Source organism: Vibrio nigripulchritudo (assembly GCF_027924785.1).
Classification (GTDB): domain Bacteria; phylum Pseudomonadota; class Gammaproteobacteria; order Enterobacterales; family Vibrionaceae; genus Vibrio; species Vibrio nigripulchritudo.
Genome location: NZ_AP027049.1, coordinates 1,605,634 through 1,624,203, shown reverse-complemented (window position 1 = coordinate 1,624,203; position 18,570 = coordinate 1,605,634). Strand labels below are relative to the sequence as shown.

The 18,570-nt window shown below is 43.1% G+C and carries 19 protein-coding genes; 6 read left to right on the top strand and 13 right to left on the bottom strand.

Annotated elements, in window-relative coordinates; genetic code table 11:
• Window positions 1-13: 13 nt before the first annotated feature.
• The 13 genes from tadF to QMG91_RS07585 form a co-directional block, all read right to left on the bottom strand.
• Window positions 14-559, bottom strand: coding sequence for a tight adherence pilus pseudopilin TadF (tadF, locus tag QMG91_RS07645; protein ID WP_281830062.1), 546 nt, complete (start codon window positions 557-559; stop codon window positions 14-16).
• Window positions 552-1,097, bottom strand: a complete 546-nt coding sequence (locus QMG91_RS07640) for a TadE/TadG family type IV pilus assembly protein (RefSeq protein WP_281830060.1) — start codon at window positions 1,095-1,097, stop codon at window positions 552-554. Before QMG91_RS07640 ends, tadF begins: the two co-directional genes overlap by 8 nt.
• A gap of 10 nt (window positions 1,098-1,107) precedes the next feature.
• Window positions 1,108-2,244 carry a tetratricopeptide repeat protein gene (locus QMG91_RS07635; protein ID WP_281830058.1) on the bottom strand — a complete coding sequence of 379 codons (1,137 nt, stop codon included), beginning with the start codon at window positions 2,242-2,244 and terminating at the stop codon, window positions 1,108-1,110.
• The gene (locus QMG91_RS07630; protein ID WP_281830056.1) at window positions 2,237-3,109 is read right to left on the bottom strand and encodes a type II secretion system F family protein; all 873 of its coding nucleotides are present in this window, start codon (window positions 3,107-3,109) and stop codon (window positions 2,237-2,239) included. The genes QMG91_RS07635 and QMG91_RS07630 overlap by 8 nt, the downstream gene beginning before the upstream one ends.
• Complete coding sequence (locus tag QMG91_RS07625) at window positions 3,109-4,020, bottom strand: type II secretion system F family protein (protein ID WP_281830054.1); 912 nt, start codon at window positions 4,018-4,020, stop codon at window positions 3,109-3,111. Before QMG91_RS07625 ends, QMG91_RS07630 begins: the two co-directional genes overlap by 1 nt.
• On the bottom strand, window positions 4,017-5,282 hold the full coding sequence (locus QMG91_RS07620) for a CpaF family protein (protein WP_281830052.1): 1,266 nt from the start codon (window positions 5,280-5,282) through the stop codon (window positions 4,017-4,019). The genes QMG91_RS07625 and QMG91_RS07620 overlap by 4 nt, the downstream gene beginning before the upstream one ends.
• 9 nt (window positions 5,283-5,291) lie before the next feature.
• Window positions 5,292-6,479, bottom strand: a complete 1,188-nt coding sequence (locus tag QMG91_RS07615) for an AAA family ATPase (protein ID WP_281830050.1) — start codon at window positions 6,477-6,479, stop codon at window positions 5,292-5,294.
• A gap of 5 nt (window positions 6,480-6,484) precedes the next feature.
• Complete coding sequence (locus QMG91_RS07610; protein WP_281830048.1) at window positions 6,485-6,973, bottom strand: hypothetical protein; 489 nt, start codon at window positions 6,971-6,973, stop codon at window positions 6,485-6,487.
• The gene (locus QMG91_RS07605; protein ID WP_409351255.1) at window positions 6,973-8,283 is read right to left on the bottom strand and encodes a type II and III secretion system protein family protein; all 1,311 of its coding nucleotides are present in this window, start codon (window positions 8,281-8,283) and stop codon (window positions 6,973-6,975) included. Before QMG91_RS07605 ends, QMG91_RS07610 begins: the two co-directional genes overlap by 1 nt.
• A complete protein-coding gene (locus tag QMG91_RS07600; protein WP_281830046.1) occupies window positions 8,283-9,056 on the bottom strand; it encodes a hypothetical protein in 774 nt (257 codons plus the stop codon). Before QMG91_RS07600 ends, QMG91_RS07605 begins: the two co-directional genes overlap by 1 nt.
• 50 nt (window positions 9,057-9,106) lie before the next feature.
• Complete coding sequence (locus QMG91_RS07595) at window positions 9,107-9,316, bottom strand: Flp family type IVb pilin (protein WP_045961049.1); 210 nt, start codon at window positions 9,314-9,316, stop codon at window positions 9,107-9,109.
• A gap of 281 nt (window positions 9,317-9,597) precedes the next feature.
• The gene (locus QMG91_RS07590; RefSeq protein WP_022550873.1) at window positions 9,598-10,464 is read right to left on the bottom strand and encodes a LysR family transcriptional regulator; all 867 of its coding nucleotides are present in this window, start codon (window positions 10,462-10,464) and stop codon (window positions 9,598-9,600) included.
• A gap of 1,139 nt (window positions 10,465-11,603) precedes the next feature.
• Window positions 11,604-12,650 (bottom strand): LacI family DNA-binding transcriptional regulator, encoded by a 1,047-nt coding sequence (locus tag QMG91_RS07585; protein WP_004400005.1) that lies wholly within the window; start codon window positions 12,648-12,650, stop codon window positions 11,604-11,606.
• Between the two features lie 340 nt (window positions 12,651-12,990).
• Here QMG91_RS07585 and QMG91_RS07580 point away from each other — a divergent pair, with 340 nt between their 5' ends.
• The 6 genes from QMG91_RS07580 to QMG91_RS07555 all read left to right on the top strand — a co-directional run bounded on the left by QMG91_RS07580 (window position 12,991) and on the right by QMG91_RS07555 (window position 18,555).
• Window positions 12,991-13,242 carry a hypothetical protein gene (locus QMG91_RS07580; RefSeq protein WP_004400006.1) on the top strand — a complete coding sequence of 84 codons (252 nt, stop codon included), beginning with the start codon at window positions 12,991-12,993 and terminating at the stop codon, window positions 13,240-13,242.
• A gap of 83 nt (window positions 13,243-13,325) precedes the next feature.
• Window positions 13,326-14,480 carry a TRAP transporter substrate-binding protein gene (locus QMG91_RS07575; RefSeq protein ID WP_022550876.1) on the top strand — a complete coding sequence of 385 codons (1,155 nt, stop codon included), beginning with the start codon at window positions 13,326-13,328 and terminating at the stop codon, window positions 14,478-14,480.
• A gap of 69 nt (window positions 14,481-14,549) precedes the next feature.
• Window positions 14,550-15,068 carry a TRAP transporter small permease gene (locus QMG91_RS07570; protein WP_281830041.1) on the top strand — a complete coding sequence of 173 codons (519 nt, stop codon included), beginning with the start codon at window positions 14,550-14,552 and terminating at the stop codon, window positions 15,066-15,068.
• A gap of 8 nt (window positions 15,069-15,076) precedes the next feature.
• Complete coding sequence (locus tag QMG91_RS07565; protein ID WP_022604634.1) at window positions 15,077-16,399, top strand: TRAP transporter large permease; 1,323 nt, start codon at window positions 15,077-15,079, stop codon at window positions 16,397-16,399.
• An 87-nt stretch (window positions 16,400-16,486) separates the two neighbouring features.
• Window positions 16,487-17,791, top strand: a complete 1,305-nt coding sequence (hisD, locus tag QMG91_RS07560; protein WP_281830039.1) for a histidinol dehydrogenase — start codon at window positions 16,487-16,489, stop codon at window positions 17,789-17,791.
• Window positions 17,788-18,555, top strand: coding sequence for an SDR family NAD(P)-dependent oxidoreductase (locus QMG91_RS07555; protein ID WP_022596378.1), 768 nt, complete (start codon window positions 17,788-17,790; stop codon window positions 18,553-18,555). The genes hisD and QMG91_RS07555 overlap by 4 nt, the downstream gene beginning before the upstream one ends.
• Window positions 18,556-18,570 lie beyond the last annotated feature (15 nt).

Sequence of the window (18,570 nt, the reverse complement as noted above, 5' to 3'; positions counted from 1 at the left end):
GATGGAACCATAATTAAATCCTTGCGAATGAGAAGGCAGAAGAGACCACATTGACGAGCTCTCCTCTGGTTGCTCCCAGAATATTAAATGGTGTTCTATAGCATAGAGACACTTGATAGACGGGAAGTTTTCTGTTCCGGGAGGTTGTTGGGATGATTTCAGGAACATTGTCTAAAGGGACGAAATTGCAACCGACGTAACCTCTTTGTCGCACCCAATTGATTTTGCCGCCAGGGTAAATAATTAGCTCTTCAATTCGAATACCAAACCGGTCTGAATCAAAGACATTAGACATCCGTCTCATTGCAGACAGACCAATATCGTAGAATTCCTCGACCAGTTCTTCGCAGTCTTTAGGAAGTTGACAAATATTCCCTTCATCGCGAAACAATTCTCTTCGCTCAGACAAAACTGACACCAATGAATAAGCGAGCCTATCCATTTGCCCTTTATTCGAAGTCGCAATAACAAAATTTACTTGAAGAGCAAAAAAGCTCGCCACAAATGCAAGTATCAAAGCTAATTCGACGGAAAACGCACCTCGTTGTTTGTTACGCACAAGGTTGCCCTCCTAATTTGAAAGTGCATCGCTCATACTCTTGAATGGCCATCACTTCTCGTCTCATTTCAATATTGGGTAACAAAAAGTTAAACAATGGAGAATAAGTGAAAGCGACTTCATACAACGCCAGTGCTTTGTTTTGAGGCTCATTGGACACTCCTGAGCAGTTGCGGAAATCTTGTGCAGAGTTACTGCACCTAACTAAAGCTCGATAGCTCTCGATGTAGTAAATATTAGATTCAATGGAACCTTCCTCAACTACTGCGGGAATGATGATTCCTCCACTATGGCGTATAGCAGATCGAATGGCGCGGTCATAGTTTATGGTTGCGATACTGTCAGCACGCCCCAACTTTTTAGTATCTGCAACTGCTCTTGTGATAGCGTGATCAGAAATTGCCATAGCAAAAGCCATCAAGCACAACTCTATCCAGGTTAAAATCATCAAGATAAGAATTGGAAAACCAATTGCAGCTTCAATTGCAACGACACCTCGTTGCTTTGAAAGATTGCCTTTAAAAACAGACGGTTTCATAAAATGCTCGTCACAGCTCTATATGGCGATTTTTGGTGTAGTCCACCACAAACGCCCCTTTGATTTGGATTCGATCCAGATAAGCTTTAGCTTCTTCGACAGAATCGAATTCACCAATGCAGTATCGTTTCCAAAGGTTGTGAGAATACGCGTAAACCGTTCCGTAATTATCACGTAAGTAGTTCAAGTATTCGCTTGAGATCGCTTTATAGGTGGCAAGCACTTGAATGCGATATATCGAAGGCGTTTTTGGCTTTAGACTATCAGGGTTAAATACGACTTTACCCGCTACCGACTGATGGTTTCCTGCTCTGTCTACAGCGACCACCGCAGATTGCAATTGGCTATGTGGCTTATACAAAGCGTTGTCCTCCGCCTTCATTTGATGGTTCACAGCGACTGGCTGCATGGGGGTAGAATGTGCGCGTGCGAGCAAGGGATTTGGTTTTTTCTTTACTGATTTCATTAGCTTTTTCAACTGCCTACGCGCTTCCTCTTCTGGGTATTTTTCTCGTAGTGCATCCAAAGCAATATCTGGTCGACTGGCATTCACCGACGCCAGTATCAGGTTAGAGCGCACTTTCTCATCATTTGGTTGGTCGAGGTAAAGATCGTAAAGAGATACCATCGCTTCCTGATACCGACCTTGCATTAGATGAACGACAGCAATGCTGTTTTTCGCTTCCCTGTCTGAAGCCCCTAGCTTTCGGCTCTGTTCGAAGTAATCAATGGCTAATCCAAACTGACGTTGTTGAGCTTTAATTTGCCCCATCAATATATGGTGCTGGTATTTGTCGCCACCTTCCTTCAGGTATGTCTCCAATAACAACTCACTTCGGGCATAGTTCCGTTTTAGGTAAGCAATTTTGGCGTCCGCAAGAATAATCTCGGGCTCGTCTTTTTCGGATTCACTGAAAGTATTGAGATAAAGCTCTGCCGATGACGTGTCTTTCAGATCAATGTACAGGTTCACCAACTTTATTTTGTACTCATCATTCTCTTTTAAATTGGACTTATAAAACTCTACCAATTGCGTTTTATCGTTAGCTCTTAACAGCAAGTCTTCTTTGGTATCCAATTCGTTGTTGGTCGAGGCACACCCCCCCAAAAGCAAAACCATGAGTAATACGTATTTATAACTAGCCATTAGTAAACATCCTTACGATTCCAGGCGCAGCGATCAGCACCACAATGGGCACCATGATGAAAACGATCAGTGGGATAGACATTTTCGCACCCATTTTTCCGATTTTTTCTTCTAGCTCCATCATATTGATTTCTCGAATATCCGTAGCCAGAGTGGCAAGCACGGGACCAACAGAGGAGCCATATTGAAGGCTTTGAGTCAAAGTCATTACAAAGCTCTGGGCTTCGGTTGTTGGCACCGTCTCATAGAACTCTGCTAATGCTTTTTCTAGTCCAACCAAGCGAGAGCGCTCTGTTGTTCTGCGCAGAACATAAGCCAGATTTTCATCTACCGTTGCGATTTCTTTACTGAGGAATTCAAGGCTGGACTCAATGGTCATACCGGTGTGAACACATACATTCATGAGATCAAGCAGAAATGGCAGACGAGCGCTAATGTGTTTGACGTTTTTCTTTGCCCTAGCCGCTACGTAGGTATCTGGTCCTATCAAAAAGATCACCAAGGCGATTCCAGAAAGCATAAAAAATTCTGCGAACTCGAGATCACCTGTGAAAAAGCCGTATAAAGTGCTTAAGAACACCAAGAGGAAAGGGATGAATTTAAATAGGTAGTAGCTCTTCGCAACAAACTCGTTGTATATCCCTGCAGCAATGAGTTTTTGTCGGTTTTCTTCATGGTTAAAGCTAAATGCGTCTACAACCTTGGTCATCAATTCCATCTGACGCTTTTCTTCTTTAGTGGAACCAATAATCTGACTGGTGTAAAACTTAGCAATAAGCGAATCCCAGATTCGAATCAAGAACCATGCAACCAGCATGGAAGCCAGAAATGCTATCGCCAGATACAAATGAGTTGAGGTAGTCATTAGTTCACGCTCCTCAGTATCATGGAAATACAAAAGAAGCCGATTAACTCACTGAATAATACGTAGTAAAAAATGGGCTTCCCGCCCTCTTCAAACATCACAAAATTATAGTTTTCCGGGCTGGTAAAACGAAGAATCAGCAAAAAGATGACAGGTAAGCACGCCACTATTTTTGCTGAGGAACGCGCTTCTGACGTCATTGCATTTTTCTTTTTCTCTAGAGCTCGAGCATCAAACATGATGCGGTTGATTTTAGTTATTACATCCTTTAGCTGCCCGCCTCGGCTTAGGTTGATCCGGATCGTAGAAATGAAAAAGAAGTATTCAACATAGGGAAAAGTTGACGCACTACGCGAAAGTACATCGTCTGGGTCTTCCCCTATCAGCAATCTTTCGGCCATGTACTTAAATTCTTTTCCCACATCGTTGTCGAGCTTTTCGCCGACATACTCAAAGGCGTGGATGATGCTCTGTCCTGCTGCGATGGCACCCGACAGAATATTCAAAGCATCAGGGAAATCGTTTTTGAACTTCTCTTCCTGAATATCTGAAAGCTTAAAAAGAAACACGACAAAGAGGATGGGTTGTCCAATTGCAAGACACACTAAAATATCCTGATTAAACAAAAACATGTTGACCACAAATATCAGTGCACCACTGATGGCAAAGAACAGAAACAGCTTCTTTGGAATATTCGGTTCAAGTAACTTTTTTAGCTTTTTGAACACAAATTTAATCTGTATGCGGATGCTGGTTTCAAAGTAGTCAGTGTCTATGACCGTTTTCACTCCTTCGATACCATCGAACTCACTCTCCTGCTCTATCAGAGCCGTGACCTTTTTATCGTTCTTTCGGTGAGACAACCAAAATACAAAGGCGACAGCACACCAAATCAAAAAAGCCCAGATCATGAGAACAGCTCCTCTAATACGTTTTCTAATCCAAAGAATTGTGCGCGTTCATACACAATGGAACGTTTCGAAAGACCTGGGGTGCGAAAATCTCCATCGATTTTCCCGTCTTCTAGCGTTCCTTTGTTCTCAAACCGGAAGATGTCTTCCATCACAACACTGTCACCTTCAAGCCCTACCACTTCAGATATGTAAAGCACTTTCCGACTTCCATCATGAAGACGCTTGACCTGAACAATCAGGTCTACCGCACTCACAATGGTGCGGCGTATGGCTTGAATAGGGAGGCTTGCTGTCGCCATCATCACCATGCTTTCTGTACGTGCGATGGCATCTCGTGGCGTGTTGGCGTGCAGAGTAGACATGGAACCATCATGCCCCGTATTCATCGCCTGAAGCATTTCAAAAGCTTCGCCGCCACGACATTCCCCCACAATGATGCGATCGGGTCGCATACGAAGTGAGTTGATAACCAAGTCACGAGCCGTTATTTCACCGGTACCTTCCACACTCGCCTGACGGGTTTCCAGACGAACGATATGTGGTTGTTGTAACTGCAGTTCGGCCGCGTCTTCAATGGTAACAATGCGCTCCGATTCCCCTATGTAGCCTGAAAGGGCATTCAGCAAGGTTGTTTTACCCGAACCTGTACCACCAGAGATCAAAATGTTGCATTTACAGTGGCTTGCGATAGAAAGCAGTTTCGCCATTTCGATGGAGAGAGCGCCGAATTCGACAAGGTTTTCCAATTTGATTTTGTGCTGCTTGAATTTACGGATGGAGATCGAGGTGCCGTCAATCGCCAATGGGGGGATCACGATGTTTACACGGCTTCCGTCTTCAAGGCGAGCATCACAGAGAGGTTTGGATTCGTCGATTCGGCGCCCTACATTAGATGCAATGCGCTTTGCAATGGTATTGAGCTGCTTTTCGTTAACAAACTCAATGGGTGATTTCTGAACTTTGCCGCCAATTTCAATAAAAATATCATGCGGACCATTGATCATAATGTCCGATATATCATCGTTATCCAGCAAGGTTTGTAGCGGACCCAATCCTTTTAATTCCGCCAAAAGTGCTTTTACTAGTTCTGCTCTTTGTGAATTGGAGACCTGTAATCCACGCCTATCAATCAGCAGATTTACGGTTTCTTTGAGCTGGGTTTCTAAGTCTTCGTTACTGATTTCAACCAGAGTGGATGCATCTAGTGCATCAAATATCTCGTCTCTGAGTTCTATGTAAACCTTTTTAAACTGGCTCATATCACTGCCCTATTTCTTAAACAGTGAAAATTTGGATCGACCGCGGATACTCTTTCCCGTCAGTTCCTGCACCATTTGAACAACAGGCTGAGCCACTTTACTTTTAATGACCACCTTCATTCCTTGCTGGATAAGTTGCTTCTCCAATCCAGATTCGTAGACAAAGGTTAACGCTTCCTTACGCTTAACTCGCTCTTTGGCATTTTCCAGCGAAACCATGTAATCCTTGGCAGGGCGGTTCTGAACAAACAGAACCTGGTGCACCGCTTTACCCATTTTCTTTTGGATTATGTTGTAAGCCCTAAGCGAGGCTACGGAAGGGTCACAGATAAGATAAATTCGGTGATACTTATCATTCAGATCCTGGTCATGAATCTCTTCAAATGACGTCAAAGGTACAGAATCAACAATAAAGTTGTAATTGCTTTCTAGCTGAAGTGACAGATTGTGTAAGGTAGAAGCGTGGTCTCCGACGCAAGCCGTTGTCTTTTCGAGGATAAGATAGTCCAACTTCTCGCTCACTTTGGAAACATAAGTTTGGGCTATAGCACTATCAATGTCCCGTTGATTCAATTCAATACTATTATGGCGAGGTTTCACACCTTTCATGCCAAGAAAAATATCGGATGCAAATGCACCAGAATCGTGGTCAACCAGTAAGGTTTTTAATTGGGCTTCGGCGGATAGTCCATACCCTAAAAGAGATGAAACTGTAGATAGACCAATCCCCCCTTTACAGGAGAGGATCAACACACGTTTCGCAACGCGAGACTTGTTACTTGTGCCTGTAGTTTGATCTGTTACCGTCACTGCGCTTAGCAGGTCTTGTAGATCCTCATCCCACAACACATATTCCGCACCTAACGCCTGAACCTGATTTTTTAACCGAATGGAATCGGAATTGCTTACAGCGATAATGCGAATTTCGACATCCAGCTTACTGGTAATATCGGTGATCTCATCAGTCAGGTTATTTGAATTCCGGTAATCCAGAATCACATGCTTGATTTTCTTACTCTCAGGAATCTTGCCTGAATCGATATCCGGAACTTCAACCGGAGCTGGAAAACCTTCAATGGCATACAGGTCTTTGACAGACTGTATAAAATCAGCATCATCCGATACCAGAAGATCGACAAATTCTGAAGTTTGCTTTTTAGGAGCAGCCGAGGTCTTAAATAAGTTATTTAAATCCATCTTTCTTATTCAACACCCTTCAAAGGTTTCACCAGACTTTTGACGCGGTTGTATTCAACAGCACAGCCAAACCGGAAGGTTCTTACACTCCCCATGTGTAGTGTCTGGCAGTGTTTGTCATTAACTAACGTATAACGAGACACTATCGAAATCGCTTTGTTGGAAAGGGGCTGAGATTCTTGTCGGGACTGCTCCGAACCTTTGATGGTTGCAGAAATCCTATGGCGATGAATGCCCTCTCTGCGTGCGTTTTCTATCAGTTCTGCCACAAACTCACTTTCTTGCGGATCGTAGAAAACCTCAAATTCAGATTTTTTGTGGAATTTGTTTACGTCTTCGATAAAGCCCATACTACGTTTTAATGCAATGTGCTTATCAACAACATTAAATTCATACACTTGTTCTAACTCATCTACCTGAGTCGGGTTCGTTGTTAAAGGAGCACTACAACCCACTAGAAACGGGACAGTGGCAACAGCAAGTCTTAAAAACATCAGAACCCTCCTGCTTTTATGGTTTGTTCTACTTCAGGATCAGATAAGTTAATTCTGAACAGACGCTCTAAGTCGCTGCTGGCTTTGAATTTTGGCAATTTGATTTCGTTGGTTTTAACCGGATCAACCAAATTAACCGTAGCGACAATGATCAGCTCGGTCTTGGTCCGGTCAGATTTAGTGTGACTAAATAAAGCACCAAGAATTGGAATGTCTCCCAAGACGGGTACCCGGCTTAGCGTTTCGCGCTCTTCCGTGGTCAACAAACCAGCCAGAACAAAGCTTTGTCCATCTTTCAACTGCACGGTTGTCTGTGCCTTTCGAGTTCGTAAAGACGGCATGTTATAAAAAGCGTTGCTTTGGCTATTGGAAGCATCAATTGAACTCACTTCAGGCAACAGCGTAAGCCGAATGTTTTCAGAATCCGTCACTTTACCTACCATGGATAATTTGATGCCATACTCCTTATAAGTAATCGTTACACCATCTCTATCTCGCACAACCATTGGGAGTTCACCTCCCACCAGAAAGCTGGCTGTTTCACCAGAAATTACAGATAGATTGGGTTCTGCCAGTACCTGACCAATAGAGTCGTCTTTACTTGCTGCAATTACGGCCACTATGTCCTCGGCTGAAAATTCCAGTATTTGTTTTACGTATTTACCAGGCTGCCCGACGTTGCTGTATGAGACGCCTAGCTCTGAAAGGAAATTGCTGGATACTTCAGCAACGGTGAGTTTTACGTTGATTTGTTCTGTGGAAAGTACTTTTAAGTTATCGATAATACCCTCAAAAACAAAAGATTCCGTGTAGTCCAAATCGTCATCTGTCCCAGCATCTTCTTTGGACAGTGAAAAAACACTACGTGTAGGCTTCTTTTTGAGCATCTCACCAACAAGGCGATAGATATTCTTTTTGATTTCTTCGCTCTGTACCGTGCCATCCAGTACCACCTGATCACCAACATTGGTGATGTTGACTTCTTCATCTGGGAAATGCGCCACAAGCATCTGTTTAACTAAGCGCAGACTCTTGTTTACGATTATTTCTGAATTGTAGATTTCATTCCCACCTCGATCGAAAATAATCAGGCTTGCCGTTCCTACGCTTACACCATGAATAACAATTTTGGTTTCATCAATAACTTTATAATCCGCAACTTTCTGATCAGACACGAAAACTGTGTCTATTGTACGGCTAGTTTTAACTGTTTTTGCAGCACCCCGATCGATGGAAACAAGCTCAGAGCCCATCACAATAATTGGAGAACTTATCGCAACCAAAAAAGTCATTAAACTCAGAATTTTCATTAGTTCGCACCTGCTCTAAGTTCACGGACACCATGTTGTTTTTCTAATATGTCGACACTACGAACAGACAAATATGGGGAAGCCATGTTGGCTGGAATTAGGCTAATTTTTCCTATTTTATTGGCAATATCCAGCTTCATTATATCTCGTATCTTTAATTCAATAACTAACTGCTTCTTTTTGACTTCAATACTATTCTCTTGGTTACTTTCACTAATATTTAGTACTTTAATCACTCTCGCCTTATGAACTAAAACTTCTGAAATGATATTACCGATGTCTTTGTACTCAGACTTATGAATATTAGAATATTGGCTAGTCGTTGAAATAAAGCTCACTATGTCACCTGGTATAACACCTATTGCGTCAACAGCGCTGTTACCATCTGTGGTGTAATAGTAAGGGATGTGGTCTTTTGTGAGTGTGAAATTAACGTAATCATCATCGCTTGGATAGGCAAAATGACCGCGTTTTAAATAAATGCCTTCAGCCAATGAAGCCCTGAATAATGCTCCATCGGGAATGCTGTCTTCATTCGTAAGTAACCCATTACTTTGGACCTGTTCTTTTGTAACTTCAATTAAGCTGAATTCCATTGTACTTCTAAAGCTACCTCTGGTTACTGGTTTATTCAGCTTCAAAACCTTGGCTGTTTCTATGACAGGTTCTGATGAGGCTAAAACAGGTTTCTCAACAAAAAGTATATCTTTGCTGAGGAACAACCCAAGAAACAGGATTGCTGAAATTAAGATGAATAAGACAGGTTTACTCATAATGTCCATTTCTTAGAATTGGGTAGGATACTTAACCTACCCATTTTGAATTATTGTGGAGGTGTACCATTAGTTTTGGCAGTACCTAGATTTGTTTTAACTTGCTCAATGGCACCTTTTAGCGCTTCGCCTAGCTCACTATTGAACGCAATCAAAATTAGACCTGAAATAACTACTGCGATAATTGCATACTCAACTGCAGTTACCCCACGCTCATCTTTGATGAACTTTCTTAATTGTTTTTTAAAGTTGCTGAACATTTTATACAATCCTTTTATTAGTTAATCGAATTGAATATATCAGACGATATAAATAGAACAATTAATAGTTATTTATACATATATTACTAATCGTTATGATCAGAGAAAAAGTGAGATATTATTCACTTTTGACGCCAGTCATATAAGAGATACTTCTAATCCTATAAAATATTTTTATCAATAATAATTGCAAAAATAAAAAGGCGAACTTTTTAGCTCGCCTTAAAGGAATTTAAAATATACTTAATATAAGTTTTTTCTGATATTAAACTGAATAAATATCACATTGTTGTCAAGCTAGCTTCTGAACGGACAAATAATTCTTTGATTTGATTAGTTAGCCCTATCTGACTAAGCTCTTCAAATGTAGATTCACTACACCACGCATAGCAGTTAATTACATTTGATGTTTTTTTAACATATAGGTTGTCTGACTGAATACACCAACTAGGGCAAACCAATACGGTGCCAGGCTCCTCCATTTCACCTTTCATCAACCTAGCACTACTTGTGTTAAACCAGCTTTGGATGTTGGCAATACCAATACCCGACTCCTCCAATAGTTTAACGACTTGTTCACGCTCTATAGAGCTGCAGTGTACTACACGTATTGGGTTCTTTCGGATGAGCTTCGGATCTCGTAAGCGTTCACAAACCACATATTGAGTTCGCTTTACTTTTACCATCTGACCACTGCGAGAGGGTTCAGAGTTAACGCCAAGAACAATATCGTACTTATTTGCATCGATATCTTTTGGGTCTCTGAAATTCACTAGGCTCAGATCTAAATGACTCAATATCCGGAATGCTTTTACCACTTCATCAACCAGTTCGGTTGAAAAGGAATCAGATACTGCAATCTTGTAGTGATCCCTGTTCTTTGCTTTGCCTAACTCTTCAAAAAGCTGATCATAAAGTTCCAAACTCAGTTCAGTATACTTCAATAAAATCTCACCTTCTTTGGTTAATTCAAAGCCCTCTTCCCTGTCAAAAATACTTGCGCCAATATGAGCCTCTACCTTTTTGATGTGTTGTGAGACGGCGGGCTGTGTGATGAAAAGTGATTCTGCCGCAGCTGAAAAGCTTTTACATTTCGCCACACATGAGAATGTTTTTAAGTATTTAATTTCTATCACATTTCTCAGCATTTGAACTTTCTCTTACTTATTATTGCCATTACAAACCTAGACTGACCTTAATTCTCCAGTGGCGAGTGTTCATCTGTACAACTCAACCAGACTAACGATGTCAAAGAACCTAACCAATCCCAAACTTCTCAATCCTCAAGAACTGGGAAGCTAAATTTACGAAGAGCTGCATCAACTTTAAGAGAGAAGTACTCCTAAAGAAGACTAAATTTTTGTCATTTAAAGCTCATCAATTACTTTTGATTTTGGGCGAAATAGACCAAAACATTAGACCCATTGTTCGCATTGTTGAGCTTCTCCGATCCCATTTTAAGTTCACTCTAGATTGTTACATTTGGATTACTTGAATATAAGCGTACGCGATTTGCGTTCTCATTCTGGACATTCAATATAGCCAAATCTCGATTATCTTGGGCAAGTTAATATCACTCATCTGTTGATGAACGGCAATGTAACCAAATATAACAACTGTCGTTGTTTGCTGATTAAATTTCAGACGATAGACATCACAAGCTAAGATTTATAAAAATCCATCATAACAAACATTTTTATTCTGTAATCTAATTTAACATCACATATATATGATTTTCTTATAAATTTTTCTAATACCCTGATAAGACTACGTAATACTCCATATCAAATAGTCTGCCATTCCATTAAATATCCTTATTTTTCATAATATTATATATCGTACAGCTTCTTATTACTTTTTTTGAACCAATGTACCATTTCTTATGTAACAATATTTTTTACCATACACATAACACAGTTACATTTGACTTAAATCTGTTATAAAAAAAGAGTTTATCTATTAATATATTTGTAATTTTCGCAGTTAAAATAGCGGCGAAATATGTAAACAAATAGTTAAATCGATTACTTTGTATTCTTAGATTTAATTGGCTTATTTTTCTTAAGATCAAGAAGCTTATTTTTTAAAGCAGTGGAGCATATATCATCCATCAAGCCATCGCTTTTTATGCTCTGGCTCGCAACATATCATGCTGAAACTTTTGAATAGAAGGGGTTCTTATCGAGAATTGTCTGATCGAATTTTTTCTTTAGAAGCTAAATCTAGCCAAGCAATAATCAATATAAACTTCTTGATAGAGCTCTATAGTTAGATGATCGTGGCACTCCTAGTTCGGTGCCTGTGCAGTGCTTTCTCGGACAACCAACTGTGTTGGGACTTCGATGTGGCTGGGGCATTCTCGACCAGCAATTTTATCCAGAATAAACTCTGCTGCTCTCTCCCCCATCATCTGGGAAGGGACATGTATCGTGGTTAAGCTTGGGGTGAGGTGCTCGCACAAAGGCAGATCGTCAAAACCTGTTATGGAGACTTCTTCAGGGACTGAAACACCTAACTCTCGGCATTCTGTCAGGCAGCCGAATGCCAGAACATCATTCCCACATATAATGGCTGAAGGTCTGGACGATTTTTTCCGGGATAAAAGGTGTCGGCAAGCGTTTCTTCCCTCCCAGATGTCGTATCTGCACTCAACAATATCCTGCGAAGAAAGAACGATTCCCTGCTCTTCCAAGACAGAAAGCGCACCGTTCAGACGAGCTGTGGCCCGATCATTTCCTTCCGTTATTCCGGATATGAACCCGAACCGACGATGCCCCTGGTTGATAAGGTACTGGGTAATCTGTTGAGCGGCTCTAAAGTTATCAAAACCTACACTGGGGTACGGACTTTCTCGATCTAACACCCATAAGTTAGCAAAGTTCTGATTGTGCTTTTCCAGAATCGAGTAAGTTTCGGGGGCATGTTCGTTTCCCACCAATAGCAACCCATCGACGCCCTGCTCCATAATGTCACGAACCTGTTTAAGCTCGTGCATGGGGTCATAATTACTTACCGCCAGCATCAGAGTGTAGCCTTCTTCGTAAAGACGACGTTCCAAAGCATTGATACCTGAGGCAAAAATGGCGTTGTCGATCGTTGGGATAACCGCCCCAATCATGCGTTTTTTATTTGATGCAAGGGCGCGAGCGGCTCCATCACGCACATAGCCAAGTTTGTTGATCTGCTCTTCAATTCTCAGACGAAGCGGCTCTTTGACTTGATGCGGCTGATTTAACGCTCGTGACACCGTAGCGGTAGAAACACCAGCCGCTTTTGCCACATCACCGAGTGTGGGTTTATCCGTTGACTTACGTAAGCGCTTACCTTTAACCATAATAATCAGACATTTCTTAAGTACTTATTCAGTATATCCAGATATGTCGTTGATTAGAAATTACTCATTTCTTTCTGTGATACAAGTTAAACCGACGTAGTGTTTCATAATTCAAACTTCATATATAACATGATGTTTTTATTGAAAATAATCATAACCCCTCTGAAAAATTCGCGATAAAGTGAAACCAATTGACTATTTAATAACCAATTTTCGTGATCGTTACTGAAAAAAATGAACAATTATTGTTCAAATAATAAAAATGTAAGCGCTTACAGTTGACTGTTATTTGAACACTAATTTATGGTGATGTTAACGAGTTGTTGCGAGGGACGTAACTATGAAAGACACAACCACACAAAGTTCAACACAGTCTGAAGTTAATAAGCTGGCATCGGGCAGTAAGGTGTATCTAATTGTTTGTCTTAGTAGTTTTGCATTCTACCTTGTCAATATTCTCGCGGGGTGGGCTTCGATTCGGTTCGAGTTTCCCGTTACTCCACTTGACGTTGTACCAGAAGCCTTATTGCTCTTAGTGGCGGTTGTTTCTGGCGTCATATTTGTATTGCTGCAAGAAAAACATACTCAATAAAAAAGCCATCTGCCCTCCTAATAATCTGGATAAAGGAGCGGGTGCTCAACGTCATTCCCATTAACGTGAAAATGGAGTCAAAAATGAAAGGATTCAGTGAAAAAGATCAAATCGAGTCTGCCGAACGACGGAAGTTTTTTGAAATTGCGGGCAAAGCTGGGGTAACAGCCGCGATTATGATTGGTTCTGCGGGCGCTTTGATGAGCCCGAGTGCAGCGGCTGCGATTTCGAAAGAAGAACGAGAACGCCAGAAAGCCGCAAAATACACCATGACTATTGCCACTGCCTACATTTTGGGTGCTTCTCGTGGCTACCCCATTATGCAGTTGGATTTTAAAGAAAACATCCAGAATATGACCAATGGGCAGGTTTACGTAAAACTGGCTCCGGGTGGTCAGCTTGGTGCAGGTGGAGCGCTTGCCCAAAAAGTGCAGCAAGGGACCATTCAGGCAGCACAACACTCGTTGTCTAATTTCTCGTCTTTTGCACCTGTTGTCGACCTGATCAACATTCCTTACTGGTGTGGTGAAAATCAGAAATTCGTTAATCTGGTCAATTCACCTGCCTGGAAAGCAGAAGTCGACCCTAAACTTGAAGAGCGAAATTTCAAAGCACTTTGGTATGTCACCATAGACCCTCGAGTTGTTGCATTAAGAAAAGGTCGCAGTGAGATCATTAAAACGCCCGATCAAATGGAAGGCATTAAATTCCGGGTCCCGGGCTCAAAAATTCTTCAGCAGTTCTATCATTTGCTCGGCGCTAACCCAACCCCAATTGCCTGGGGCGAGACACCATCCGCCATCAAGCAAGGTGTGGCAGATGCTCTGGATCCAAGCGTAGAAGCACTGAACATTTTCGGATTCAAAGACGTACTCTCTTCGGTCACCTTCATTCGCTCTGTACCTGATGCACAGGTCTTCTCTTGTAATCTGCAGTGGTTTAATAAGCTTCCTAAAGATATTCAGGAGGGAATCGAAGCGGCTAGCGAAGTTACGGCTCACCAAAACTTGGCGAAAGTGCCAGCAGCCCGCGCGTACGCTATGTCGGAGCTTACTAAGAACAATGTACAGTTCTACTCTCCTACCCCTTCAGAACTGGCGCAATGGCAAGAGAAAGCAGGTCACCAGCTTCCGGTTTGGGATTCCACTAAAAAAGCGCTAGCAGGATCACTGGATACCTTCGACAAGTTGCTTGAAGCAGCGAACACGAAAGGGCGTTACTACGTCCACGACGTGTAGGGCGTTGGCAGCCGTAGACGCTTGCGGCTGCCCTTTTTCCAAACTGGTCATTTGATGAAGGCATTTCCTATGGCGACAAACCGTATCTCCCACATCGAGCAAAATTTAGAGCGCTGGCTGTGTTTGATGTTCTATTCCATGATTGTTCTGACCATCATTTCAGAGGTGACTCGACGATTCGTGCTCAGTTATTCCTCCATTTGGGGGGAAGAAGTTGCCCGATACTGTTTTATTTATCTTGCATGGATCGGCGCTGCCCTTGCAGTCAAAAATCGAGCCCACATTCGTATCGACGTACTGCTGGGATTCTTACCTAACCGAGCACAAATTGCGGTTTATCTGTTTAGTGATTTTCTTACGCTCGTGCTAGCGGTCATTTCACTCATTGTTTCTATTGGACCGGTCATGACGTCGTTAGAATTTGGCTCCGTGACACATGGCTTGCGCGTGAGTCAGGTTTGGTTTCTGTTTGCTGTCCCCTTTGGGTTTACGTTGATTGTGCTGCGCTTGTTGCAATCGATAAGACGAGATCTCAAGTCATTCTCTAACAACGAACCCGTTTATCAGGACGAACGTCTGATCGACTAGGAGGACAAATGAACAATTACTATTTGCTAGAACAAGCCTCCGCAGCCTCTTACGGAATGGCAGTGTACATCCCTGTGATTGCCATGATTGTGATGATTTTTATGGCTGTTCCGATCTGGGTGGTATTAGGGTTAGGCTCGATTGCTATGTTACTGGCAACAGACGTGCTTCCCCTGTCTCTTGTTGGTGAATCTCTTTTCGACGGAATCGATGCGTTTGCGTTGATTGCGATCCCACTTTTCATCCTGACTGGCGATGTTCTGGTAAGGACAGGGTTGTCGAACAAATTGCTTGATGTGGCTGAGGCAACAACGGGCAGCGCAAGATCAGGATTGGGCACATCAACGGTTTTAGGATGCGGTTTCTTCGCTTGCATTTCAGGATCCGATGCTGCTGGTGCTGCGGCGGTAGGGAGAATGACCATAGACAGGCTGGTCGACAGAGGTTACCCAAAAGCTTACGCCTGCGCACTAGTGGCGTCTGGTGCCTGTACTGGTATTTTGATCCCACCTTCTATCGCTTACATCATCATCGGACTGATACTGGGCATATCTGCCTCTACCCTGTTTCTGGCTGCGGCCATTCCGGGATTACTCATCATGTTTTCCATCATGGCAACCAATGTCGTACTCAACGCCATCAACGGTTATGAGGATTCAAAAACCGGTTTCTCTATGAAGCACTGGCTGAATACGATCTATCGGTCGCGCGATGCTTTGTTAATTCCATTCATTATCTTAGGCGGGATCTACTCTGGAATATTCACCCCAACAGAGGCGGCAGCAGTGGCTGTTTTGGTTGGTCTGACTATCGGGCTGTATCAAAAATCCATAACCTGGAGAGACTTCCCCAAAATGCTGTATAGCTCAGCAAAAATCAACGGGATCATCTTACCGATCATAGCCATGTCATTGCCTTTAGCTCAGACTCTGGCAGTGCTGGAAATACCTCAAAGTTTTGTAGTTCAGATGACCGACATTACCGAAGATCCGGTTTACCTGACTCTTATAATGATTGGAATCCTTATTCTTGCAGGCTGCGTGATGGAAACCACCCCGAACATTGTGGTGCTCTCCCCTATTCTTCTGCCGTTAGCGCAGTCAATTGGCATGGATGAAATTCATTTCTGCATCATGATGGTTACCGCTCTGGGCGTTGGGTTTATAACGCCTCCTTTAGGGCTCAACCTGTTTGTAGTATCTGGGGTAACACAAACACCCGTTCTACAAGTTGCCAGATATGCAGCACCTTATGTTTTCTCGATGCTATTGGTGGTTTTGCTTTTAGCATTCGTGCCCGAAATTTCATTGTGGGCACTCCGATTTAATTAGTCTTTACACCAGTTTTATGAATGCAGCGTCTGTTGTAGGGATCTCTGCATTCAAAATTTACAAGAAGCACTTTTCAAGGAGACAGAAATGGCGATTCAATACAAGAAAAAAGCAACAAAAACCGCCGCGACAGGCGAACAGGACACCAGTCGAATCGTTAGCGACATGCTAAATAAGATCGCACTGGGGGGCGAAGAACAAGTGATTGAGTTCACGAAGTCTTTTGATGACTGGGACGGCGACATTTTGGTTTCCGAAAGTGCTATACAAGAAGCTGAAGCCAAGCTTTCCGACCAAATGAAACAAGATATTCAGTTTGCCTATGAGCGAGTAAAACGCTTTGCTGAAGCGCAACTTGAGTCACTACAAGAATTTGAAGTGGAGCTTTCCCCCGGTTTGTATGCAGGACAAAAACTTATCCCCATGAACACGGCAGGTTGTTATGTTCCCGGAGGGCGATACTCGCACATTGCCTCTGCCATCATGAGTATCACAACTGCCAAGGTTGCTGGCGTCAAAAACGTTGTAGCCTGCTCACCAGCACGACCTGAAGTCGGCATCAATCCAGCGGTTCTCTACACCATGAAACTGTGTGGCGCAGACTACATTCTGGCACTTGGTGGAGTTCAGGGAATTGCCTCCATGGCAAATGGTCTGTTTACAGGCAACAAAGCCGACATTCTTGTTGGTCCCGGTAATCGCTTTGTGGCCGAGTCCAAGCGTCAGCTTTACGGTCAGGTTGGCATTGATATGTTTGCCGGTCCTTCTGAAATTGCCATCATTGCGGATGAATCCGCTGATCCAGAAATCGTTGCTGTTGATTTGGTTGGTCAGGCAGAGCACGGATTCGACAGCCCAGCATGGCTGTTCACCACTTCCGACTCTCTCGCCGATAAAGTGATGAAGCGTGTACCTGAGCTTATCTCAGAATTGCCAGATACCGCCAAGCAAGCGGCCACCGCTGCATGGAACGATTATGGTGAAGTGATTGTGTGCGACACCAGAGAAGAAGTTGTCCAAATCAGTGATGAGTATGCTTCTGAACATCTGGAAGTGCAGGCAGAGGATTTAGATTGGTGGCTGAACACCCTATCCAATTATGGTTCGCTTTTTCTCGGAGAAGAGTCAACCGTCGCTTTCGGGGATAAATGCTCCGGTCCCAACCATATTCTTCCCACAAAAGGCGCAGCCAAATACACAGGCGGATTATCGGTCAGCAAGTTCATTAAAATTTGTTCGTTCCAGAGACTCACTGAAGATGCCAACCGTGAAGTCGCGGCTGTGACAGCTAGAATTTCTCGCCTTGAAGGGATGGAAGCGCACGCAAGAACGGGGGATGCCCGCCTAGCTAAATATTTCCCGAAAGAACAGTTTCAGTTGGGGTATGAATGATGAACTCCACTGATTTCTCTGTGAAAGATCGCGTCGCGTTTGTGACTGGCGGGGGAACCGGGATTGGTCGTCAATTTGCCAAAACTCTCGCTTCAGCCGGAGCAAAAGTCGTGGTATTGGGCAGACGTGAATCTTTGCTTCAGGAAACGGTTAACGAGATTGAATCTTCGGCAGGTGAAGCCAGCTATTTAGCGTGCGACCTTACTAAGTTCAGCGAGTTAGATACGAACATTGAGCGGTGTAAATCCTTTTACGGCTCGGCAGACATCCTTGCCAATGTTGCGGGGCTTAACTTGAGGCAACCAGTAGAAGCAGTGGATGAAGCCAGTTGGGATGCCACTCTGGATATAAACCTTAAGCTGCCCTTTTTCCTGGCAAAACTGCTGGTACCGGATATGAAAGCAAAAGGGTTTGGCAAAATCATCAACATTGCATCGCTACAATGTGAACGTGCCTTTCCCAACAGCATGCCTTATGGCGCGTCGAAAGGCGGTGTGTGTCAGCTCACCAGAGCCATGGCGGAAGCATGGTCTTGTTATGGCATTACATGCAATGCCATTGCACCCGGATTTTTTCCTACGGAACTCACCTTACCTGTTTACGAAGATAACGACGCACTGAATAAGCTGGCAAACCAAACAGCAATTGGACGTAACGGAAATCTGGATGATTTAGACGGACCTCTTCTGTTTTTATCCTCTCCAGCTTCCGATTATGTCACCGGTCAGACTCTATTCGTAGATGGCGGATTTACTGCCAAATAAACAACGAGGAACAAA